The following is a 22,996-nucleotide window of genomic DNA, read 5'->3' as shown; positions in this document are numbered from 1 at the left end:
CTTTATATTGATAGGACACATTTCATATGCTCATTTATTTAACCGAATATCTTCAGCAATATATTTCGGGATTTGCGGTTTTCAGTTATATCACCATGAGAGCCATTATGAGCGTATTGACTGCGTTGGTTTTATCATTCGTTATTGGTCCGGCGATGATTCGTTGGTTAACTCGTCTAAAAGTCGGTCAGGCGATTCGCAGTGATGGCCCGCAAACCCATCTGATCAAAGCCGGCACCCCGACAATGGGCGGTACCATGATTTTGTTCTCGGTTGCCATGGCGGTATTGCTTTGGGGGGATTTAAGTAATCATTATCTATTGACTGTCACCTTGTCGATGCTCGGTTTTGGGGTGGTCGGTTTTGTCGATGATTATAAAAAAGTGGTCTACAAAGATCCGAATGGCATGAGAGCACGTACCAAGTATCTATGGCAATCCATTATCGGTTTCGCCACCGCCTATGCTTTATTTGCGATGGCAACGGTTCCTGCTGAAACCGAACTGCTGATTCCGTATATGAAAGATACGGTCATTCACCTTGGCGCTTGGACCGTGGTATTGAGTTATTTTGTCATTGTCGGGACTTCAAACGCCGTCAATCTGACCGATGGTTTGGATGGCTTGGCCATTATGCCGACGGTCATGATTTCTGCCGCATTGGGTGTGTTTGCCTATGTATCCGGCCATGTCTATTTTGCCGACTATTTAAATATTCCATATATTCCCGGTGTCGGTGAGATGACAATCCTGTCAGCGGCGTTGGTTGGTGCCGGCTTAGGGTTTCTCTGGTTCAACGCTCATCCAGCGCAGGTGTTTATGGGCGATGTCGGGTCCTTGGCGATCGGTGCTGCCTTAGGTGGTATGGCGGTAGCGGTTAAACAAGAGTTGGTACTGTTTATTATGGGCGGTATTTTTGTTGCCGAGACCTTATCGGTCATCCTCCAGGTAGGTTCTTTCAAATTACGTGGAAAACGTATTTTCTTAATGGCGCCTTTGCATCATCATTATGAGCAAAAAGGTTGGCATGAATCTCAGGTAATTGTTCGTTTTTGGATTATCACCATTATTTTGGTATTGATCGGTTTAGCCAGCTTGAAGATTCGTTAACAAGCCGGTTTGCGTTGCACAGAGTTGTGCTAAAGAGAGTGACATAGATGTATTTAGTTGCTGGTTTAGGCGTTACAGGACAGTCTGTATTGCGCTACTTCCACAGCCAAGGCGAAAACTGCCTAGCATTTGATACCCGTGCTGATTTTGATATCAGTTCATTACAACAAGAATTTAGCGAAGTGGAATTCGCTTTGCAAGAGTTGCCCAGTGGTTGGTTGCCTCGCTTTGATACGGTGGTGCTTAGTCCCGGTATCTCTAAAGCCGAACCTTGGGTTGAGGCACTCCGTCGTTCCGGTAAACAGGTCATCGGCGATATTGAACTCTTTGCCCGCGCGGTCGGCGCTCCGGTTATCGCCATTACCGGTTCCAACGGTAAAAGTACGGTCACCACTTTGACCGGTATGGCTTTGCAGCAGGCCGGTTATCAGGTCGGTGTCGGCGGCAATATTGGTGAGCCGGCGCTTGACCTCTTGATTGATGATAACGAATACGATGTTTATGTGCTGGAGCTATCCAGTTTTCAACTCGAAACGACCTATTCGTTACAGACCGAATCTTCCACTGTGTTGAATATCAGCGAAGACCATATGGATCGCTATAACGGTATTGAGGATTATATTCAGGCCAAAACCAAGGTGTTTGCCGATACCGAGTTTGCCGTGATTCCATTTGGTTTTAGTGAATTCGCAATGGTTCATCACGGCCAGTTACTGCATTTTGGCTTAAAGCAGGTGAACGAGCTAACCGATATGGATTACGGTATCGTCGAACTGGATGGCAAGCTTTATCTGGGGCATGGCCAGACCGCGCAAGTCGCCATAGAGGATATGCTGTTGCAGGGCGGTCACCATCAGTTGAATGCTTTGGCAATGCTGGCTCTTTGTCGACCGTTCCAAGTGGAAAATACTCATTTTATTGAGGTCTTGAAACGTTTTAACGGCTTGCCGCACCGCACGCAATTGATCGCTAACCATAACCAGATATCGTGGGTCAACGATTCCAAAGGGACCAATGTCGGCGCGACCATCACCGCGATTGAAAGCTTGGGGGCTGCGTGCTCAGGAGAGTTGGTGCTGATTGCCGGAGGAGTGGGCAAGGATGCCGATTTTTCCGGTTTGAAAATTCCCGTTGAGCAGTTCTGTAAAACGGTGGTGTTGTTTGGTAGAGATCGCGAAGATATCTATCATGCGATTCAAGCAACCGACCTGCAAAATGAACGCGAAGTCGATGTTTTATTGGTCGAAGATTTAAATGAAGCGGTTAATCGAGCCAAGCAAATTGCTACCAGTGGCGATTGCGTCCTGTTTTCTCCGGCATGTGCCAGCTTTGATCAATTTAGCAACTATGTCCAGCGCGGTGAAGTTTTTGAAAGCCTTGTTAAGCAGTGTTGTGTTGAGTGATGCAAGTAGGTTGAGAGTGATTTGATGCTGCTAGAGTTCTGTCAAAAAGTTAAACAGCAAGATCGAAGCTGGCCAATGGATTTTTGGTTGCTAGGTTGTATTTTGGTGTTGGCAGGGATTGGTTTAACGATGGTTGCCTCCAGTTCAATTGCCATCAGTCAGGAGCGTTTCGATCACCCTAATCATTACTTTATGCGCCAAGCGATGGCGATGGGGCTGGGGGCAATCATCGCCTACGGTTTATTTCAGATTCCGCTGGCAACCTGGCAGAAACATCGCGGCAAACTGTTTTTATTTGCCATCGCTTTGTTGGTCGCGGTGCTGATTTTTGGTCGTGAAATCAATGGTTCAAAGCGTTGGCTACCACTGGTGGTAATGAATTTCCAGCCATCCGAGTTTATGAAGATGGCGGTGGTCATTTTTATGGCCGGTTATCTTGATCGCCACGCCGATGCGGTGAAAGAGAGTATGGGCGCGGTATTTCGTCTCGCATTGCCCTTTGGCTTAATGGCGTTTTTACTGTTGTTGGAGCCTGATTACGGTAGTACCTTCGTGATTGCCGTTATGATTACCGGGATGCTGTTAATAGCCGGAGCGCCTTGGCGTTATTTTGCGTTTTCGGTAGTACCGATTATTGCCATTCTGGTTTTTCTTGTGGTCACCTCGGAATACCGCATGGCACGTGTCACCAGTTTTTTAGATCCCTGGCAAGACCCTTTCGGTAAAGGCTATCAGCTAACGCAGGCATTAATCGCCTCCGGCAGTGGCGAATGGTTCGGTGCCGGGCTCGGTGCCAGTGTGCAAAAGCTGCTCTATTTGCCGGATGCCCATACCGATTTTCTGTTTTCAATTTACGCTGAAGAATTCGGCTTCTTTGGAGTGTTATTTTTGATCACTTTATATCTGGTGATCACTTATCGCTTGTTTCGTGTGGGGCGCAAGGCGGAATTGGCAAATCATTTCTTTGGCGCGATGATCGCCTATGGGGTTGGTATCTGGGTGATATTACAAGCAGCCATCAATATGGGGGTTAACCTCGGAGCCTTTCCTACCAAAGGCTTGACCTTGCCTTTTATGAGTTATGGCGGAAGTAGTGTGTTGCTATTCAGCGCCGCTTTGGCGGTGGTATTTCGTGTGGATTATGAAAGCCGTTTCTATCCTGCCGAACCTAAGGCGCCAAACTTTGATGAACCGGAGGATAAAGACGATTTTGAATTAACCCCTCCCGTACCGCCACGCCGCCGTAGAGGGAGCAAGAGCCTTAGCGCCAAAGATTATAAATCCAGAGCCAAGAATGGTGTAACGGGAAGCTGACAGCATTGTTTAACAAACCAAGAGAGTTTCTGTGCAATCGACAAATAGCAAAAAAGTGATGATTATGGCCGGAGGAACCGGTGGTCATGTGTTTCCAGGTATTGCTTTGGCAAAAGCCCTGAGTGAAAAAGGTGTGCAAATCAGCTGGCTCGGAACCGCTGGAGGCATGGAGCAGACCTGGGTAAAAAATGCCGGCATCGAGATTGATAATATCGCCATTCGTGGTTTACGCGGCAATGGTTTGATTGGATGGTTGAAAGCGCCATTTAATGTCTGGTGTGCTTGGCGTCAAGCAAGAGCCATTATGCAGCGAAGAAAGCCTGATCTGGTTTTAGGTATGGGTGGTTTTGTCTGTGGGCCGGGTGGTTTGGCGGCCAAATCTTTGCGGATCGATCTGGTCATTCATGAGCAGAACGCGATTCCTGGCATGACGAATAAGTTATTGGCTCCTTTGGCGAAAGAGATCATTTGCGCATTCAAACAAAATACATTGCATGGCGACAATGTTTTCACCTTGGGAAACCCGGTTAGGCAAGGTCTGGAGCAGATTGATTGTGTGGAAAACACCCAGCCATGCCATCTTTTGGTTTTAGGCGGCAGTCGCGGTGCCTTGGCTCTGAACGAAACCTTGCCTAAGGCCTTAGCGTTAATGGCTCCCGAACAACGCCCGGTGGTCAAGCATCAGACCGGCGAGAAAACCTATCAGCAAGCGGTAGATGCCTATGCGGCGGCGGATGTGAAAGCCGAAGTGGTGAGCTTTATCGACAATATGAATATGGCTTATGCTTGGTCGGATATGGTGTTGTCGCGCTCTGGAGCCTTGACTGTCAGTGAATTGATGGCGGCGGCAAGACCGGCAATTATGGTGCCTTATCCCCATGCCGTGGATGATCATCAAACCGCCAATGCTCAGGCTCTGGTCGAATTGCAAGGCGGTGAAGTGATTCAGCAAAGCGAGTTGAGTGCGGAAACTTTAGCTCGTGCTTTGTCTATTTGGTGTGGCCAGGGCCAGAAACGTGCCGAAGCCTCACAGCAGATCCGTTCTCAGGCACCACAACAGGCAACTGAGAAAATAACACAACGGCTATTGGCTATCTTAGGCGTTGATTCACAAAGCTAGAGCTGGATTCTAGTGCTTGATTAAAGGCAAGGAGGCGAGAAGCATGCAGGGGCTGAAAACTAAGCGTATTTTAATTACCGGTGCATCCAGTGGTATCGGTGCGGGTATGGCAAGAGTATTGGCGCGAGAAGGTTGTCGTCTGGTATTGCATTACAACCGCAATGAAGCCGGTGTTTATCAAACGCTGAAACAGGTTCAAGAACTTGGCGCCGAAGCACAGATTCTTAAGGCGGACTTTCGCCAGTTAAATCAATTATCGTTATTTTTTAACCAGGCCTGGCAAATTTTTGACGGCTTGGACGGCCTGGTCAACAATGCCGGAATCGTCACCAAATCAACCGCCTTGAAGGATGCTGACGGCAGTCAGTTTGATGATACGTTGGCAGTCAACCTGCAGGCGCCGTATCGCTTGAGTGCGGCTTTTGCACAGGCCTGTATCGATTCTGAGCAAGGTGGTGCCATTGTCAATAACAGCAGTATCCATGGGCAGGCCTCTTGCGAATGGTTTTCCGCCTATGCCGCATCGAAGATGGGCTTGGATGCCATTACCAAGGTTCATGCGGTTGAATGGGGACAGTATGGTATTCGTGTCAACGGGTTGGCGCCGGGTGTCGTGCCGGTGGAAAGAACCGAGCACATATTGAATGAGCCTGCAATGCAGCAGAAGTGGTGCGAGCGAATGCCGTTAGGCCGTTATGGTAAAACCGATGAGATGGGCGAGGCCACCGCTTACCTGTTATCCGATGCAAGTGGCTGGATGACCGGTTCCATTCTCACGGTAGATGGCGGATTAATCGCTCGTGGTAATTATCCGCAACGTTAAGTCCAAAATGGCCGCAATATAAAAAGATTTCTTGAGTTTTGTACGTAACTTATCGCGCCTAGTTTTCAGGTCGTTTCAACGATGTTCAAGCTAGCTTTAAAATAAGTAAAAAATACAACTGGCATTTAGTTTGCTAGGCTTGGTTAGGTGTCAATTTAATAGCAGAAGATATATGAAAAACTGGTTAACAAAACTCACAATTAGACAAAAAATGCGTTTCGGTTTTGGTGTGATTTGGGCTGTACTGGCAATTATTACCATCCAAGCGGCAGTCAATCTAAGTTTCGTGCGCAGCAATATGTCCGATGTGGTTGAGAAACATCAGCCAATCGCTCTGAATGCCAATGAATCCGCGTTCCTGCTAGAAAAAAGCATGAATGCCTTGAGTATGTATGTATTGACGAATGATCCGCAAATCCTTGAGCACTACAATAATGGGATTGCCGAAGTTGAGCAGCGTATAGCCACATCAATCGAGTCGTTAAAAGGTTACGGTGACGAAAGCCAGACTTTGCTTGAAAGTTATCAGAACTTGCAACAGCGTATTAAAAAATTGCCGCCATTGATTGAAGAGATCAAGGTTTTCCAAAACGACCGTTCGAAAAAGTTTCCGGCATTCAATTATATGAATATGAATGTATTGGGACTTGCCCAGCGAACTCAGCAGATCCTGCGTACCATGTTGGATTCCGAGTTGAATGAATTGGATTATGAACGTAAGGCTTTGTTGTCCGATTTATTGGAAATGCAAAAGACTTGGCTTAACGTGACCAGTAGTTTGCGAGGTTACATCGGCTTTAGAAATAAGTCGATGGCAGAAGCGACCGATGCTTATCTGGATAGATTTGAAACACTGATGAATAAAGTTGCCAATCAGGACTCTGTGGAGCTGACGATTGAAGAAGAAGATGGTATTGAGGTTCTGCAGACCATCTATCAGCAATACCGTGAACACTATATGGTGGTTAAAGGGATTCATGGTGGTGACAAATGGCGTATGGATGTCTGGTTGATGAAAACAGAGATTCTGCCATTATTTGAACAGCTGGATAGTGAGCTGATTTCAATTTCCGATTATGCGGTCAGCACCGTGGAAGAGGTCAGTGACGGTGTGCTTGATTTGAGCTTGAACAGCATTATCATCCTGCTGACGATTTCTATTGCCGGACAGTTAATGGGGATGTTCGTCTCATCTCGTGTGACCAAATCGGTAGCTGAGCCAATCAATGAGATCTCCGAAGCGATGAAAGACATCTCCGAAGGTGAAGGCGACTTGACACGTCGCCTACCGGTGAAGAGTCGCGATGAAATCGGTCAGATGGCAGAGCACTTCAATAAATTCGTTGAAAAGATTCATGTCATGCTCTCGCAGGTGTCTTCAACCATCGAACAACTGGAAGTTTCTTCAAAAAGCCTATTGAGTATTACTCAGCAAGCTAAAGAAGGCGCCGAACAGCAGTTGGCGGCAAGCGGAGGCCTGTCAAATTCAATGATTGATATGACACAGAAATCTAAGAGTGTTGAAGACCATTCGCACAACACATCCAAGGCGACCGAGCAAGCGGTGATTCGTGTTAAGGAAGGTGGTGACATGGTGTTGGGTACCGCTGAGCAGATCAATCGCTTGTCAGAAGGTATGAAGCAGATGACTCTATCGGTCAATAATCTGCGCGAAGACAGTGAGTCAATCGGTACCGTGGTCAATGTTATCCGTGAAATCGCCGAGCAGACCAATTTACTATCGCTTAACGCAGCGATTGAAGCGGCGCGTGCTGGTGAGCATGGACGTGGGTTTGCTGTGGTGGCAGACGAGGTGCGGGGGCTGGCACAGCGTACTCAGGAATCGACCTTGGAAATTGAAAAGATTATCGACAAAATCCGTCAGGCGACCATGTCTACGGTAAAAGTCGTCGAGTCGGGACAAGACGCTACCAAGGCAAGTTGTGAGGCGATTGCCAAAACCAAAGAGACCTTGCAGCCTGTGGTGATCTTAATGGAAGACATCAACAATATGAGCGGACAAATGGCTTCTGCGGCGCATACTCAGAGTGAGTTGGCACAGCAAATCAATCAGAATATCTCGCAAATCTTCGATGTTTCTGAAAAGGCCGCTGAAGGTGCGCAAAGCACCGAGTCGGCAGGTCATGACTTGCAGTTGCTGGCTGACCGCTTAGAGCAGCTGGTACACCAGTTTAAGATTTAATTCGTTTTTGTTAAAACTGGTAAAAAGCGGCTTCAAAGCGATTTGTTGCCGCTTTTTTATTGCCCTTTATTTAGTTATCAATGATTTCTTGGCGTGTTTTGTTTAAGTTTGTTGGGTGCTGTCCTATAATGCCAATTCAAGCTGAAATAATTCAGAAAAATATAAAAAACAAAACATAAAGAATTCAATCTATGTGGACATATCCGCAACTTGATCCAGTTGCTCTCGATCTCGGTTTTTTTCAAATTCATTGGTACGGCTTAATGTACCTGATCGCTTTTGTCGGTGGTTGGGGGTATGCCTTATTACGTGCCCGCACGCGTCAGCCTTGGAATAGCGAAATGGTTGGTGACCTGTTGTTTTATGTGGCAATGGGAGTCATTCTCGGTGGCCGTATCGGTTATATCCTGTTCTATGATTTTGCACACTACCTACAGAATCCGTTGGATGTATTCAAAGTTTGGCAGGGTGGCATGTCCTTCCATGGCGGACTGCTTGGCGTGTCCTTGGCAATGTGGCTATTTGCACGTAAAACCCAGCAAAGCCTGTTATCAGTAGCCGACTTTGTCGCGCCGATTGTGCCGCTAGGTTTGTTGACCGGTCGTATTGGTAATTTCATTAATGGGGAATTGTGGGGCAAGCTGACCGATTCGCCTTTAGGTATGTGGGTATACGATCCGCTGTTAATGCAAACAGTGCAGAAATATCCAACGCAGTTATTGGAAGCTTTTTTGGAAGGAATGGTATTACTGCTTGTATTGGCGTGGTTCAGTGCCAAGCCAAGAACGCCGGGTGCTGTGGCGGCGCTATTTTTAATCGGCTATGGCGTCTTCCGATTTATCGTAGAGTTCTGGCGGGTGCCTGATCCGCAGCTAGGTTATCTGGCTTGGAATTGGCTGACTATGGGGCAGATTCTCTCAATGCCGATGATAATTGCCGGTGTGCTTTTATGGTGGTACGGCAAAAAATGCAGTGCCGTTAAACCTTGAACTATCAGCGCTATGGCGCCTAGGCAAAACAAGATCGATTTTAAAATTAACATGAGACAAAACAGCATATGAGACAGTATCTAGATCTTTTGCAGCATATTTTGCAGAATGGTACCGATAAAGGTGATAGAACCGGTACCGGTACCCGTTCAGTATTTGGTTACCAGATGCGTTTTGACTTGCAACAAGGTTTTCCGTTAGTCACCACCAAAAAATTGCATATCCGCTCTATTGTGCATGAGCTATTGTGGTTTTTGAGTGGTGATACCAATATCAAATACCTAAAAGACAATGGCGTGCGTATCTGGGATGAATGGGCGACCGAGTCCGGTGATTTAGGGCCTCTATACGGTAAGCAATGGGTCGCTTGGCAGAACCCGGACGGTAGTACCATCAATCAGATTGCCGAAGTGGTCGAAACTCTGAAGAACAACCCGAACAGTCGTCGCATGATCGTCACCGCATGGAACCCGTCTGACCTGCCGGATGAGTCGATCAGTCCGCAACAGAATGTTGAAAATGGGCAGATGGCGTTAGCGACCTGTCATGCGTTTTTCCAGTTCTATGTGGCCAATAATCGTGTTTCTTGTCAGCTATACCAGCGTAGCGCCGATACTTTTCTAGGGGTGCCGTTCAATATTGCCAGCTATGCATTGCTATTGCACATGATTGCTCAGCAAACCGGCTATGAAGTGGGCGAGTTTGTCTGGACCGGCGGTGATGTGCATCTGTATAACAATACTATCGAGCAGGCCAAAGAGCAGATCAGCCGCGAGCCTTATCCTTTGCCGAAGTTGGTCATTAAGCGCAAGCCGGAATCGATTTTTGATTATAAGTTTGAAGATTTTGAAATAGTGGACTATGAATCACACCCGCATATCAAAGCGCAGGTGTCGGTATGAATGAAAGTCAAATGAGAATATCAATGATTGCTGCGATGACGACCAATCGTGTCATCGGCAAAGATAACGATATGCCTTGGCATCTGCCTGATGATTTGCAGTTTTTTAAGAAAAACACCTTAGGCAAGCCAGTGATTATGGGACGAAAAACCTTTGAATCTCTGGGCTGTCGTCCACTGCCGGGAAGACCCAATTATGTGATTTCCAGACAGACCGACCTGAATTATTCCGTACCGGTCTTCGATTCGGTAGAAAAGGCGTTACAAGCTGTTAAGGCCGACAATCCGGATGAAGTGGTTATTATGGGGGGCGGTCAATTATATTCTCAAATGATGGAGCAGGCTGAACGCCTATACCTGACCTTGATTGACGCTGATATTGACGGTGATACCTTTTTCCCGGATTGGCAGCAAGAGGGGGAGTGGTTCGAAGTTTCCAGAGAGCATCATCCAATTGATGCACGTCATCAATATGCCTTCGATTTTATCACCCTTGAAAGGGCGGCTTGATCGCTTCAGGTTTCTTTGCCCAGATCATCAAAAAAGCCTTAGGTTAAATGGCCTAAGGCTTTTTTGTTTCCATATTAGGCATTCAGTCTATAAACCGCTCAGCACTATTTTTCTGTGTTAGGTTTTAATTGCAGAGCAAGAAAGATGAGTGTTGCCATCAGCACGATCGCCGGACCGGTGGGGAGGTCAAATTGAAAAGATAAAGCCAAGCCTGCAAGAATCGACAAGCTACCGAACAGCATGCTGGTAAACAGCATGGTTTCCGGTGATTGCGCCAGTTTTCTTGCCGCCGCGGCAGGAATAATCAATAAAGACGTTACCAGCAGGACGCCGACAATTTTCATTGAAAGGGCAATCATAAACGCGAGCAACAGTGCGAATTCGAATTGTACCCGCTTGACCTTGATACCTTCAGCTCTGGCCAATTCCGGGTTAAGAGTAATGTTTAATAGATTGTCCCAATGGCGGATATGGAAAAACAGAATCAATACACTGGTGAGCAGAATCAACCATAAATCCAGTGGTGTCACCGCCAGGATGTCGCCGAACAGGTAACTCATTAAATCAATTTGCACACTACTTTGCAGGCTGATAAACACCAAGCCTAGCGCCAAGCTGCTGTGTGCCATAATTCCCAGTAGCGTGTCGGTGGAAAGCTGGCGATATTGGCCTAGAGCAAAAATCAGCGTGGCCACCAGTATTGAGGTGATAATCACACTTAGGGTTAAATCGATGCTGAAAAACAGGCCAAGGCTAATGCCCAGCAGTGCGGAATGCGCCAGAGTCGCACCGAAGTAGGATTGACGTTGCCACACCATAAAAACGCCCAAAGGTGCCGAAATTAAAGCTAAGCCGAGACCGCCTAACAGTGCCAGCCAAATAAATTGTGGAAGATCAAATAACATTATTTAACCTCCTTGTGGTTATTGAGGGTCAGTTTTTCTTCATTGGCGCTTTCTTGATGATGTTCACCATGAGTGTGCTGGCATTGAGAGTGGTCGTGATGGTGTTCGTAGATGGCGATTTCATCGGCCATTTCGCCGAATAACGCCTGGAACTCAGGGCTTTGGCTGACGCTTTGCGGGTGGCCGGTACAGCAGAGATGCTGGTTTAAGCACAAGACTTGGTCGGTATGGCTCATGACGATATGCAAATCGTGGCTGACCATCAAGATGCCGCAGCCATATTCATGACGAATTTTATTGATGTATTGATAGATTTCGGTCTGCCCCTGCAAATCAACCCCTTGAACCGGTTCATCCAATACCAATAGGTCCGGTTGTCTGATTAGCGCGCGCGCCAACAAAATACGTTGCATTTCCCCGCCGGACACTTTTTGGATCGGTTGGTTTAGCAGATGGCCAATATCCAGTTCTTCAATGGTTTTATTAATCAATGTGTTATCATAGCGAGCCCTGAAAAACAGGCGCTCAACTAAGCGTTTGAATAAAGGTTTTCTGCCTTTTGCCAATGCGGCTTTGTGATTGGTTGGGTGATGACGGTTTAAACCAAGTTGCAAAAAGCGTTTAACACTCATTGGTAGAGTCGGATCGACCTGGATTTTTTGCGGCATAAAACCGATGCGAAGATTTTCAGCACGGCGAATCTTGCCTTCGCTAGGCTTGATCAAGCCGAGTAGAATCTTTAACAGTGTTGATTTACCGGCACCGTTTGGGCCGATTAGGGTGACAATCTGTTTGGGTAGGATCTGCAAAGAGATGTTTTGCAGTACCAGATTGTCGGCAAAACGGTGGTTAATGTTTTGCGCTTCAATCAGGATTGAATCTGCTGTGGATAGGTTATCGACAGGAGTCATTGAGCTGTGGTTTTGCACGCTAAGCCTTAGTGGAACATGAAATAAAGATGATAATAACAAATTTACTAAAATTTAATTACCGCTTCGCATCAAAAGCGAGCAAATTCGCTAGAGTTTTTCTATGGGCAATGTTGGCCTTGGCGGTAAGCCAGAGCGCTTATGCACAATCGCCAACCAAGAAAGGCGTTATCGTCACGGTAAGTATTGCGCCTTTGGCAGGTTTGATTGAACCTTTGTTGGATGAAAACGACAGTTTGCAGTTATTGCTCAATGCCAGTAGCAGCCCGCACGGTTTTCAGCTCAAACCTTCTCACCTCAAAGCATTGCATCAATCTGAATTGGTGGTGATGAACGGTGCCGGTATCGATGCTTGGTTAAATAAATCTTTATTCAGTATTTATGCGCCTGTTGTCCAGTTTGCCAACTTGAAGGACATTAAGCGTCTGCCGGTTCGAGAGGGCGGCGCCTGGCAGGCAGGGCACGATCATGAGCATGGCCAAGGTAGTCATGCGGAGCACAAGGATTTGGTAGTCGACGGTCATCTTTGGCTGGAGCTTGATAATGCGGTGCAATTGGTCAAGGTTGTCAGTCGGGAACTGCAGCGGTTGGCGCCATACAAAAAACAACAGATTGCCACTCGTGAAGCCAAGTTTGTGCAAGCTTTGCAAGCCTTGGATAAACAGGTTCAGGAAATGTTGTCGGCGGTTAAGTCACGGCCTTATCTGGTTCTGCATGATGCGTTTCAATATTTTGAAAAGCATTATGGTTTAAATGCGGTCGGTTCGATCCAGTTAAACCCAAGCATTGCGCCAAGTATTCGTCGTGTTTATGAATTGCGCAATAAGGTGCTTGCCAAAGAGGTGGTATGTGTCTTTAAAGAGCCACAGTTTCCCGAAAGACGTATTCAAGCGGTCACTCGTGGTACCGATGTCAAAATCGGCGTTGCCGATCCTTTAGGTGTCGGATCAGCGGGGCAGTCGACTTCACGACAGAGCAGTGATAAGGGGTTTGTTGGCTATGAGAAGCTTTATCACAGCTTGGCGCATGAAGTGTTCAAGTGTTTGCAGCCATAGAAATTGCAGGATGGCCTAGAAGTAGAGTCTGAAAGAAAGCTATGCAAAACGCAGGTAATTTAAAAGTGGTATTGACCGGTTTGCCCGGTTGCGGAATATCGAGGTTATTATCGACCTGGCAGCTACAGTTTGTCGATATGCCAACGGCTTCTTTGCAGCTCGCGGAATCAGTAGATAAGCCGGGGCTTTATAGCTGGTCTTTTGTTGACAATGGTATCGTCGATTTCCCTGTTGTACAGGACGATGTGCACCATGCCTGTGTGATCGATGTGCGCAGCTCGCCGCAGGCGTTATGCTGGTTGCCAGGTTTGGAAAGCTTGCTGCTTGCCCAGCTGCAGGGAGCCGATAGTATCGTCTTCAACTTCACAGAACAAAGCGATCTGACATTGCAGGCAGAGTGGAGCTCATGGCTAAAAAAACATGGCCTGAATGCTCTACCGATTGTTAGGGTGATGAACCAGCAGTGGCCGCAGGATATCTTGACGACTTTTAGTAAAAAGCAAAACGCTCAAAAGCAGTTAAGCCACCCTTGGGTTGGGCAGCAACTGCAGTGTTTGCGGTTTGATGTTTCTCAGATGGTGTTCGACCACTTGCTGATGGCTTTGGATAATTCACGCCATAGTTTGACCATGCCGATATTGCGTGTCACTGCGAATCTTAATACTTTGGAGTACGCCAATCGTGTACGTTTAGAAGGCAGTGCTTGTCGCTTGGATAGTTTTGCGGCGGATCAAACGGAACCAGAGAATTATCTAAAAATCTATGGGTTTGAGCTTAATGATGAGTGGTTCGAGCAATTGATTAAGGCCGCGCGTTATTGAGGTGATAATTCTACTTAATGTAATTTTTTGTCGTGGTCGGCATTAGGATTTTTATGTGATCCGCATGGACTTTTTTTGAATAACCAACTAAAATACTCAGATATTAATATTAGGCAATTTTATCAAGATGGCTGAAGCAGCAAAAATTACAGAATTGGTTCCTGAAGGCGCGATGCAGACAAGTCAATACGAAGAAATTGACAGCCTTCTGGCGAAAAACAAACACTATAAAGAAGGTTTTGTTACCACTACCTCGGTTGAGACATTTGAACGTGGATTGAACGAGGATGTCGTGCGCGCCATTTCGGCGAAAAAGAACGAACCTGAATGGATGCTTGAGTTTCGTTTAAAAGCATTCAAGCATTGGCAGACCATGGAAGAGCCCCATTGGGCCAAAGCCGAATATACGCCTCTGGACTATCAGGACTATAGTTATTATTCCGCACCTGAGTGCGGTTCTTGCGCCGGAAGTTGTGAAACAGACTCAGGTGTTGAAGAGCAAATCGATCCAGAAGTAGCCAAGGCTTTTGCCAGTCTGGGGGTACCGATTGCAGGAGATGAAGCGAATATCGCGGTCGATGCCATCTTTGACTCGGTTTCTATCTCAACCACTAAACGTGAAGACCTGTCTAAGCTAGGTATTATTTTCTGTTCGTTCTCGGAAGCCGTTCAGGATTATCCTGAATTGGTGCAAAAATATCTGGGTACTGTTGTGCCTTACCATGACAACTACTTTGCCGCATTGAACTCGGCAGTGGCATCGGACGGTACCTTTGTTTATATCCCCGAAGGCGTGCGTTGCCCGATTGACCTATCTACTTACTTCCGTATTAATGAAGCGAAGACCGGCCAGTTCGAGCGTACCATTCTGATTGCCGATAAAAACAGCTATGTCAGTTATATCGAAGGCTGTTCTGCACCGGTTCGTGACAGTTACCAGTTGCATGCAGCGGTAGTTGAGGTCATCGTTTTGGATGATGCCGAGGTAAAATACTCAACCGTACAAAACTGGTACCCGGGTGATGATGACTGTGAAGGCGGTATCTTAAACTTCGTTACCAAACGTGGTGTCTGCGAAGGGCGTAATTCGAAATTGTCATGGACTCAGGCCGAAACCGGATCAGCGATCACCTGGAAATACCCAAGTTGTGTGTTAAAGGGTGATAACTCGATTGGTGAATTCTATTCGGTTGCTTTGACTAATCGTCGTCAGCAGGCCGATACGGGTACCAAAATGATTCATATCGGTAAAAACACGCGCAGTACCATTATCTCCAAAGGTCTTTCGGCAGGTAAAAGTGATAACACCTATCGCGGTCTGGTAAAAATCCTGCCAACCGCCGAAGGTGCACGAAACTTTACCCAGTGTGACTCCATGTTGATTGGCGATCAGTGCGGAGCCCATACATTCCCATATATCGAAGTGGAGAATCCAACTGCTCAAGTTGAGCATGAGGCGACCACTTCCCGTATCGGTGAAGATCAGTTGTTCTACTGTCAGCAACGCGGAATCAGTGAGCAGGACGCCATTTCAATGATTGTAAATGGTTTCTGTAAAGAGGTGTTCAGTGAGCTGCCTCTTGAATTTGCTCAAGAAGCCGAAGAGCTGTTAGCCATCAGTCTGGAAGGTTCGGTAGGTTAAAACCGAATCAACCAGAGTCCAAATTAAATATTGCAACCTTATTAGTGAAAGAAAACCATGTTACTTAAAGTCGATAATCTACAAGCAGAAATTGATGATAAACAGATCCTCAAAGGATTGAATATCGAAGTCAATCCTGGCGAAGTTCACGCCATTATGGGACCAAACGGAGCGGGTAAAAGTACCTTGGCGAATGTTTTGTCTGGACGAGATGACTATGAAGTAACCGAGGGAACTGTCACCTTTGATGGTGAAGATCTGCTGGATATGGATCCTGAGGATCGTGCCCGTAAAGGTCTGTTCTTGGCATTTCAATATCCGGTTGAGATTCCAGGTGTGAGCAACAAACTGTTTATGCAGACTGCGGTCAATGCGATTCGTGAAGAACGTGGCGAACCGGCCTTGGATATGTTTGATTTTGATGAGTTTGCACAAAGCAAGATCGAACTGCTAAATATGCGTGCCGACCTTCTTGAGCGTTCGGTTAATGTCGGCTTCTCCGGTGGTGAGAAAAAACGTAATGATATTTTCCAGATGGCTCTACTTGAACCGAAACTATGCATTTTGGATGAGACCGATTCCGGTTTGGATATCGATGCACTTAAAGTCGTCGCCAATGGGGTTAATGCCTTACGTGACGATAAGCGTAGCTTTATAGTGGTCACTCACTACCAGCGTTTATTGGATTACATCAAGCCTGATCATGTGCATGTGTTGTACAACGGAAAAATCGTCAAATCAGGTGGTTTTGAACTGGTTCATGAGCTGGAAGAAAACGGCTATGACGAGATTATTCAAGCACACTCTTAATCATAGACGTGTTTGACTAAGAAACAAATTCATCCTAATCGATAGAAGCGAACTATTAGATGCAAAGAAAAATTTCACCTGTCGCACAGAAAGCCGTTGATCATTATTTGAATCAAGCGAAACAATTGAACGCCAGTTGCAGTAATCCACAAGTTGTACAAATTCGAGAGCAAGCGAGTCAACTGTTTGCAAAGCAAGGTTTCCCGACGCAGCGTGATGAAGACTGGCAATATACACGTTTGACCGGTTTTGTTCAGAAGCACTTTGAATTAAAGCCGGCTCAACCTTTGACTAGCGATGATATTCGTCCGTTTATGCCTAGCTTTGCGGCGATTGTCTTGGTGTTTGTTGATGGCTGGTTCAATGAGGCCTTGTCGGATAATCTGCAAGCTTTACCTGATGGGGTTCAATTTGAGCTGTTTAGAGACGGGGAAGAGTTAAACAGCAATGCGGATAAGTTGTTTACCAATCAGGAAAAAATCAATAAAGAGCCGTTTGGTCTGTTGAATAGCGCATTGCTGGCCGATGGTTTTGCGCTCAATGTTGATGCCAATACCCAGATTACCATGCCGTTTTACATTATGAATGTGCAGACGGCGAACAATAATCTGGGCAATATCCGTAATCGAATAGAAGTCGGTGAAAATGCCGAAGTGACTGTGGTTGAGCGCTTTGTAAGCCTATTAGACAACGTCGATGACAGTGCCTGTACCAATGTGTTGACAGAAATTTTCGTTGCCAAGTATGCCAGAGTGCATCAAGTGATTTTGCAGGATCAAAGTGAAGCCAGTTATTACTTCAATAACCAGTTCATCGATCAGCAGGCAGGTAGCCAGTTCAATAGTTTCTTTGCCTCAGTGGGATCTGCGATTTCTCGTCAGCAGAACTATTTGACTATGAATGGCGATCACATCGAAAACAATCAGAACAGTGCTTGTCTGGCAACGGCCAGTCAAACTGTTGACTCACGTACCAATACCGAACATAACGATACAAATGGCATTAGCCGCCAGTTGCATAAATATGTGTTGTCGGGCAAGGCAACAGGTGTCTTTAACGGTATGATCCGTGTTGACCAAAAAGCACAGAAGACCGATGGTCAGATGGATAACAAAAACTTGTTATTGTCTGATAGTGCAAAAATGGATACCAAGCCTCAGTTGGAAATCTACGCTGATGATGTGAAGTGTTCTCATGGTTCGGCTTCCGGTCAGATTGATGAAAATCAGATTTTCTATCTGCAGGCACGTGGTATTCGTCGCCAAGATGCGATCAATATGATTACCCATGCGTTCTTATTGGAACCATGTGAAACCATTGCCAATGATGCGATTCGTTTTTGGGCGACCGAGTGTCTGTCAAAAGCATTAAATTCCGTGCAACAAGCTTAATAGCGTTTTAATTGGACTGATATAAACATGGCTGCAACGCAAAATTTTGCTGATATCCGAGCACAATTCCCGATTCTCAACCAGCAGGAAAATGGGCACCCATTAGTCTATTTGGATAATGGTGCGACTTCGCAAAAACCGCAGATGGTGATTGATGCTTTAGCACGTTATTACCGTCAAGAAAACGCCAATGTACATCGCGGTGTTTATGGTCTGAGTGAACGCGCCACCGAGAAATATGAAGGTGCTCGTGAAAAGGTGCGTCAATTCATAAATGCCGCCTCGACCAAAGAGGTGGTGTTTGTTCGCGGCACCACCGAGGCGATTAACTTAGTGGCACAGAGTTGGGCGCGTGAAAATCTAAAAGAAGGTGATGAAATTATTGTCACCGAAATGGAACATCATTCCAATATTGTGCCTTGGCAGTTGTTGCGTGATCAGCTCGGTATTCGTTTGAATGTGTTGCGCATGAACAATCAGGGCGAGATCTGTTTAGGTGCTCTGCAAGGTATGGTTTCGGAAAAAACCAAACTGGTTGCCGCAACCCATATGTCGAATGCACTGGGAACCATTAACCCGGTCAAGGAAATGACGGAAATCGCCCATTCGGTAGGTGCGAAAATGTTGGTTGACGGTGCACAAGCGTGTGCCCACATGGCGATAGATGTTGCCGATATTGGTTGTGATTTTTATGCACTTTCCGGGCATAAGATGTATGGTCCAACCGGTATTGGTGTGCTTTATGCCAAAGAAACCTTATTGGAAGCAATGCCGCCTTATCAAGGCGGTGGAGACATGATCTATTCGGTGACCTTTGAAAAGACCGAATATAATGTCTTGCCTTATAAGTTTGAGGCAGGTACGCCAAATATTTCCGGAGCCATCGGGCTTGGGGCCGCAATCGATTTTTTAACGGCTATTGGTATGGAGCAGGTTGCTGGTTTCGAACATGAGCTGTTAGCTTATGCAACGGAGAGCTTGAGTCGGATCGACGGTTTGCAGATTATCGGCCAGGCTAAAAATAAAGGCGGGGTCATCTCCTTTATTATTGAAGGCGTTCATCCGCATGATATGGCGACTTTGATGGATCAGGACGGCATTGCGGTGCGCGCCAGTCATCACTGCGCGATGCCGGTCATGCAGCATTTCAATGTGCCTGCCACGGTGCGAGCCTCTTTAGGGGTTTACAATAATAAAGCGGACATTGACCGTTTAGTCAGTGCGATTGAAGAAGCGAAAGATATGCTGCTTTAATTGCGCTAAAGCCAGCCGCGGTAAATTGGATAAAAGCGACTTCGGTCGCTTTTTTTATTTAAGCGGTTTTGTGTATCAGCATAAAAAATTAATCGCCAATCGCATTGAGTTGCCCCGGGCTGTATGAGATAGTTTAAATGCAGAGAAAAAGGATAGGGTAATGAGTGAAGAGAAAACACCTTTGCACTGGATTCAGTTGGAATTGATTCCATTGGCTAACTTTGAAGATCGCTTTGACACGATGATGGCCTGGTGGAATCCGGATGAAGGCTTGCTGGAAGGAGCGGATGAGGTGATTTGGCAGATGATTGAGCAGGCCAAGCAAACCGGACATGTTGAAAGCCAGTTGGGTTCAAGTATTGAAATTACCGAACCCTTGAAAAAGACCACGGAACTGGCGGCAATTCTGGCGCAGTTTTTCTGGGTGGTGCCAAGACCGGTCAAGGAACCTTTTGAAAAAATTGAAGAAAATGAAGAGCATAAGCAAGAGCCCGTTTCACTGCAGTAATCTGCAAGGGTTTCTCAACTTAGCTGAGCCGAATCGATGCTAGCCTAGTAAGCAATGAATTTGTTACATAGAGTCGATAATTGGCGCTAACCTAAAACAGGTTTCGTTGTATGATATGGTTAATCATAATCGATGCTGAAAGTAGCAAAACGTATTGAAACCAATTAATCAAATCAACTGATCCCTTCAGTTGTCATGTCTTAATAGCAGAAAGCTAGAATTTAATGAAAGAACAGGTAAAACAAATCCATTTTGTCGGTATCGGTGGTGTAGGTATGGCCGGTATCGCTGAAGTCTGTCTGAACTTGGGGTATACCGTAAGCGGTTCGGATATCAAGCATAACCCTACGGTTGCCCGCCTTGAATCGCTTGGTGCTTTGATTCAGCTAGGTCATAATGCCGAACATGTGAAAAATACCGATGTGGTGGTGGTTTCCACCGCAATCGGTAAAGACAATCCCGAGGTCAACTGGGCACGCGAAGCGCGGGTTCCGGTCATTCCAAGAGCGGAAATGTTGGCCGAATTGATGCGTATGCGTTTTGGTATCGCCATCGCCGGTACTCACGGTAAAACTACGACTACCAGTCTAACCGCGGCGGTATTGACTCATGGTGAGCTTGATCCGACGTTTGTGATTGGCGGAAAGCTCAATCAAGTGGGCACCAACGCCCGTTTGGGATCCAGTAACTATCTGGTGGCCGAAGCCGATGAATCGGATGCTTCCTTCCTGCATTTGTCGCCAATGATGTCGGTAGTAACCAATATTGATGAAGATCATATGGATACTTATCAAGGCGATTATCAGATATTGGAAAACACCTTTATTGAATTTATTAACCGTTTGCCGTTTTACGGTATGGCGATTATGTGTATAGACGATGACAATGTGTGTCACATTTTGCCTAAATTGACACGTAAAACCACGACTTACGGTTTCTCTGAAAACGCCGATATCCGTGCCATTGATGTTCAGGCAAAAGGCTTGAAAATGCAGTTTCAGGTTTTAGTCGGGCGCGATAAGAGTTTTGCCGTAGAGTTAAACTTGCCAGGTAAGCATAATGTGCAAAATGCCTTGGCAGCGATTGCGGTCGGCTTGCAATTGGATGTGCCGATTGCCGCGATTCAGCAGGCATTGAAAGAGTTTGGCGGTGTTGGCCGTCGTTTCGAGGTTTATGACAACAGGCAAATAGCCGGTCATAATGTCACCATGGTAGATGATTACGGTCATCACCCAACCGAATTACAGGCAACGATTGCAACCGCTAAGGAAGCGTTCCCGAACAAGCGCCTGATTTTAGTCTTCCAGCCGCACCGTTACACGCGTACCCGCGATCTGTTCGATGAGTTTGTTCAGTCCTTGACCGGGCCGGACATGGTGGTGTTATTGGAAGTCTATGCCGCGGGGGAGCCACATCTGCCGAGCTTTGATTCGAAAGCCCTGTTACAGGCGTTGCGTGTCCGTGGTGGGCATGGTTTCTTTGCCGAAGATTTCGCGCAATTAGAACAATTGGCGACGGATGTTTTACAGGATGATGATGTTGTCTTGGTTATGGGGGCTGGTGATGTCGGTCAATTGGCCAGACAATGGAGTGAATCCAAGGCTTTGACCGAGACAAATTAGGATTGGAGAGATTGATGGATTTTGGCAAGGTTGCAGTATTAATGGGCGGTAAAGCCGCCGAACGAGAAGTCTCTCTAAGAAGCGGACAGGCGGTCACTCAAGCCTTATTGGATCAAGGGATTGATGCCGTATCCGAAGATGTCGATAGTGTTGCCGATCTGTGCCGTATTGCGCAAGATTATGATCGTGCCTTTATCGCTCTGCACGGTCGCTGGGGTGAAGACGGTGGTGTGCAATCGGTATTGAGCGATTTGGGCCTGCCTTATACCGGCAGTGATATGGCCGCTTCGGCTATTGCCATGGATAAGCTGCGCACCAAATGGCTTTGGATGGGAGCCGGGCTGCCGACTCCAGGTTTTGTCTGGGTTTCCAAAAACATGCCGCTTGATATGGATAGTTTTGATCTGCCGTTTCCTGTCATTGTTAAACCTTGTCATGAAGGTTCCAGTATCGGCATGCGCAAAGTCTATGATAAGCCGCAACTGGTTGAAGCCGTTTCATTCGCCCAACAGTATGACAGTGAAATTCTGATCGAACAGTGGATTACCGGTCGTGAATTCACCGCGGCAGTATTGAATGATGAGGCGTTGCCGTTGATCGAGTTAAAGACAACGCACGATTTTTATGATTTTGATGCAAAGTATAAGGCCAATGACACACAATATATTTGCCCATGTGCGCTGGACGATGAACTGACTGCCGATATTCAGAACCTGGTATTGGAAGCATTCGATGTCGTTGGTGCCAAAGCCTGGGGACGAGTTGATGTGATGTTGGATGAAGACGAACAGCCTTGGTTGATCGAACTGAACTCCGTACCGGGGATGACCGACCATAGTTTGGTGCCGATGGCGGCCAGGGCGAAAGGTTTGAGTTTCGAGCAACTTGTGGTCGAAATCTTAAAAACTACTTTGGATTAATCAGACTGGCAATGAGACGCATTGGGCAATTTTCCTTATTGTTTGCGCTGCTATTTTTTATAGTGGCGGCGGTGTGGCTGTTGCTTGCCAAACAATCACCATTTTATAAACCGGTGTCACATTATGAGCTACTGACGCCTTTACATCAGGTGAGTGATGTCGAGTTGTCCGATGCCGTTTCTCCCTATCTGGGGGAGTCGTTCTGGCAGTTGCCGTTGCAGAAAATTCAAGCCAGTATCGTTCGTCTGGATTGGGTGCATTCGGCACAAATACGCCGCAAGTGGCCCGATCTGCTCTATATCTCCATTAGTGAACAGCAACCGGTAGCACGTTGGGGTGAATCCGGATTGATCAACCGCCATGGCGAAGTGTTTTTCCCGCGTAGCATTGCAGGTTTTGAAAATCTGGTGCGTCTACAGGGGCGCCTTGATCAGTCGGAAAAAGTGTTAACTGAATTTATGCAGACACGGCAGTGGTTTGCCGGTCTAGATTTGGTGATTGCTGAAATGCGTTTTTCAGTAGATAATGTTTGGCAAATCCAGTTGCTTGGCGGTGCAGTCATTAAAGTCGACGAGCTGAATTACGCCAATAAAATCGAACGTTTTATCAAGGCTTATCCACAGCTCAGTGCTGAAATGAGAAACTCAGCACAGACTTACGATTTACGCTATAGTAATGGTTTTATAGTGGCGCAAAATTAAATCACGCTCAAAAGGCATGGGTTATACACTAGCGAAACCGGTCTGCCGCTACGCCTACAGGCGGAC

Annotated in this window: 21 protein-coding genes; 19 read left to right on the top strand and 2 right to left on the bottom strand. The window is 46.5% G+C overall.

Annotated features, from left to right (window positions below; translation table 11 throughout):
* Positions 1-26: 26 nt before the first annotated feature.
* From mraY to folA, 9 genes are all read left to right on the top strand, one after another.
* Positions 27-1,109: a phospho-N-acetylmuramoyl-pentapeptide-transferase gene (gene mraY / locus FE785_RS08335; RefSeq protein WP_138565314.1), complete on the top strand. Its 1,083-nt coding sequence runs from the start codon at positions 27-29 to the stop codon at positions 1,107-1,109.
* A gap of 47 nt (positions 1,110-1,156) precedes the next feature.
* Positions 1,157-2,512, top strand: a complete 1,356-nt coding sequence (gene murD, locus FE785_RS08330; RefSeq protein WP_138565313.1) for a UDP-N-acetylmuramoyl-L-alanine--D-glutamate ligase — start codon at positions 1,157-1,159, stop codon at positions 2,510-2,512.
* A gap of 75 nt (positions 2,513-2,587) precedes the next feature.
* A complete protein-coding gene (gene ftsW / locus FE785_RS08325) occupies positions 2,588-3,826 on the top strand; it encodes a putative lipid II flippase FtsW (protein ID WP_238696244.1) in 1,239 nt (412 codons plus the stop codon).
* Positions 3,827-3,857: 31 nt separating this feature from the next.
* Positions 3,858-4,946 (top strand): undecaprenyldiphospho-muramoylpentapeptide beta-N-acetylglucosaminyltransferase, encoded by a 1,089-nt coding sequence (murG, locus tag FE785_RS08320; protein ID WP_238696243.1) that lies wholly within the window; start codon positions 3,858-3,860, stop codon positions 4,944-4,946.
* A 43-nt stretch (positions 4,947-4,989) separates the two neighbouring features.
* Complete coding sequence (locus FE785_RS08315; RefSeq protein ID WP_138565311.1) at positions 4,990-5,769, top strand: SDR family NAD(P)-dependent oxidoreductase; 780 nt, start codon at positions 4,990-4,992, stop codon at positions 5,767-5,769.
* Between the two features lie 172 nt (positions 5,770-5,941).
* A complete protein-coding gene (locus FE785_RS08310) occupies positions 5,942-7,972 on the top strand; it encodes a methyl-accepting chemotaxis protein (RefSeq protein WP_138565310.1) in 2,031 nt (676 codons plus the stop codon).
* Positions 7,973-8,163: 191 nt separating this feature from the next.
* Positions 8,164-8,961, top strand: a complete 798-nt coding sequence (gene lgt / locus FE785_RS08305; RefSeq protein ID WP_138565309.1) for a prolipoprotein diacylglyceryl transferase — start codon at positions 8,164-8,166, stop codon at positions 8,959-8,961.
* A gap of 68 nt (positions 8,962-9,029) precedes the next feature.
* Entirely contained in the window at positions 9,030-9,863 is an 834-nt protein-coding gene (locus FE785_RS08300) for a thymidylate synthase (RefSeq protein ID WP_138565308.1), read from the top strand.
* Positions 9,860-10,372 carry a type 3 dihydrofolate reductase gene (gene folA, locus FE785_RS08295; RefSeq protein WP_202978294.1) on the top strand — a complete coding sequence of 171 codons (513 nt, stop codon included), beginning with the start codon at positions 9,860-9,862 and terminating at the stop codon, positions 10,370-10,372. Before FE785_RS08300 ends, folA begins: the two co-directional genes overlap by 4 nt.
* A 104-nt stretch (positions 10,373-10,476) precedes the next feature.
* On the opposite strand, the gene FE785_RS08290 is transcribed toward folA, so the two are convergent.
* Together FE785_RS08290 and FE785_RS08285 are read right to left on the bottom strand one after the other, a co-directional pair.
* A complete protein-coding gene (locus FE785_RS08290; RefSeq protein ID WP_138565307.1) occupies positions 10,477-11,277 on the bottom strand; it encodes a metal ABC transporter permease in 801 nt (266 codons plus the stop codon).
* The gene (locus FE785_RS08285) at positions 11,277-12,206 is read right to left on the bottom strand and encodes an ATP-binding cassette domain-containing protein (protein WP_238696242.1); all 930 of its coding nucleotides are present in this window, start codon (positions 12,204-12,206) and stop codon (positions 11,277-11,279) included. Before FE785_RS08285 ends, FE785_RS08290 begins: the two co-directional genes overlap by 1 nt.
* 110 nt (positions 12,207-12,316) lie before the next feature.
* Between FE785_RS08285 and FE785_RS08280 the strand changes: the two genes are divergently transcribed.
* The 10 genes from FE785_RS08280 (at position 12,317) to FE785_RS08235 (ending at position 22,930) form a co-directional block, all read left to right on the top strand.
* On the top strand, positions 12,317-13,261 hold the full coding sequence (locus tag FE785_RS08280; protein WP_168188940.1) for a zinc ABC transporter substrate-binding protein: 945 nt from the start codon (positions 12,317-12,319) through the stop codon (positions 13,259-13,261).
* A 41-nt stretch (positions 13,262-13,302) separates the two neighbouring features.
* On the top strand, positions 13,303-14,082 hold the full coding sequence (locus FE785_RS08275) for a hypothetical protein (RefSeq protein ID WP_138565305.1): 780 nt from the start codon (positions 13,303-13,305) through the stop codon (positions 14,080-14,082).
* 172 nt (positions 14,083-14,254) lie between these two features.
* Positions 14,255-15,724 carry a Fe-S cluster assembly protein SufB gene (sufB, locus tag FE785_RS08270; protein ID WP_138565850.1) on the top strand — a complete coding sequence of 490 codons (1,470 nt, stop codon included), beginning with the start codon at positions 14,255-14,257 and terminating at the stop codon, positions 15,722-15,724.
* Between the two features lie 57 nt (positions 15,725-15,781).
* Complete coding sequence (gene sufC / locus FE785_RS08265) at positions 15,782-16,534, top strand: Fe-S cluster assembly ATPase SufC (RefSeq protein WP_138565304.1); 753 nt, start codon at positions 15,782-15,784, stop codon at positions 16,532-16,534.
* Between the two features lie 59 nt (positions 16,535-16,593).
* The gene (gene sufD, locus FE785_RS08260; protein WP_138565303.1) at positions 16,594-17,925 is read left to right on the top strand and encodes a Fe-S cluster assembly protein SufD; all 1,332 of its coding nucleotides are present in this window, start codon (positions 16,594-16,596) and stop codon (positions 17,923-17,925) included.
* A gap of 27 nt (positions 17,926-17,952) precedes the next feature.
* Positions 17,953-19,179, top strand: a complete 1,227-nt coding sequence (locus FE785_RS08255; protein WP_138565302.1) for a cysteine desulfurase — start codon at positions 17,953-17,955, stop codon at positions 19,177-19,179.
* 160 nt (positions 19,180-19,339) lie between these two features.
* Entirely contained in the window at positions 19,340-19,687 is a 348-nt protein-coding gene (locus tag FE785_RS08250; RefSeq protein ID WP_138565301.1) for a hypothetical protein, read from the top strand.
* Positions 19,688-19,911: 224 nt separating this feature from the next.
* Positions 19,912-21,309: a UDP-N-acetylmuramate--L-alanine ligase gene (gene murC, locus FE785_RS08245; RefSeq protein ID WP_138565300.1), complete on the top strand. Its 1,398-nt coding sequence runs from the start codon at positions 19,912-19,914 to the stop codon at positions 21,307-21,309.
* 14 nt (positions 21,310-21,323) lie between these two features.
* Positions 21,324-22,229: a D-alanine--D-alanine ligase gene (locus FE785_RS08240; protein ID WP_138565299.1), complete on the top strand. Its 906-nt coding sequence runs from the start codon at positions 21,324-21,326 to the stop codon at positions 22,227-22,229.
* A gap of 11 nt (positions 22,230-22,240) precedes the next feature.
* Positions 22,241-22,930, top strand: coding sequence for a cell division protein FtsQ/DivIB (locus tag FE785_RS08235; RefSeq protein ID WP_138565298.1), 690 nt, complete (start codon positions 22,241-22,243; stop codon positions 22,928-22,930).
* The last annotated feature ends 66 nt before the right edge of the window (positions 22,931-22,996 follow it).

The sequence above is a fragment of the Thiomicrorhabdus sediminis genome (assembly GCF_005885815.1).
Taxonomy (GTDB): domain Bacteria; phylum Pseudomonadota; class Gammaproteobacteria; order Thiomicrospirales; family Thiomicrospiraceae; genus Thiomicrorhabdus; species Thiomicrorhabdus sediminis.
The sequence above is the reverse complement of the archived record's forward strand: the minus strand, read 5'-3'. Positions and strand labels throughout refer to the sequence as shown.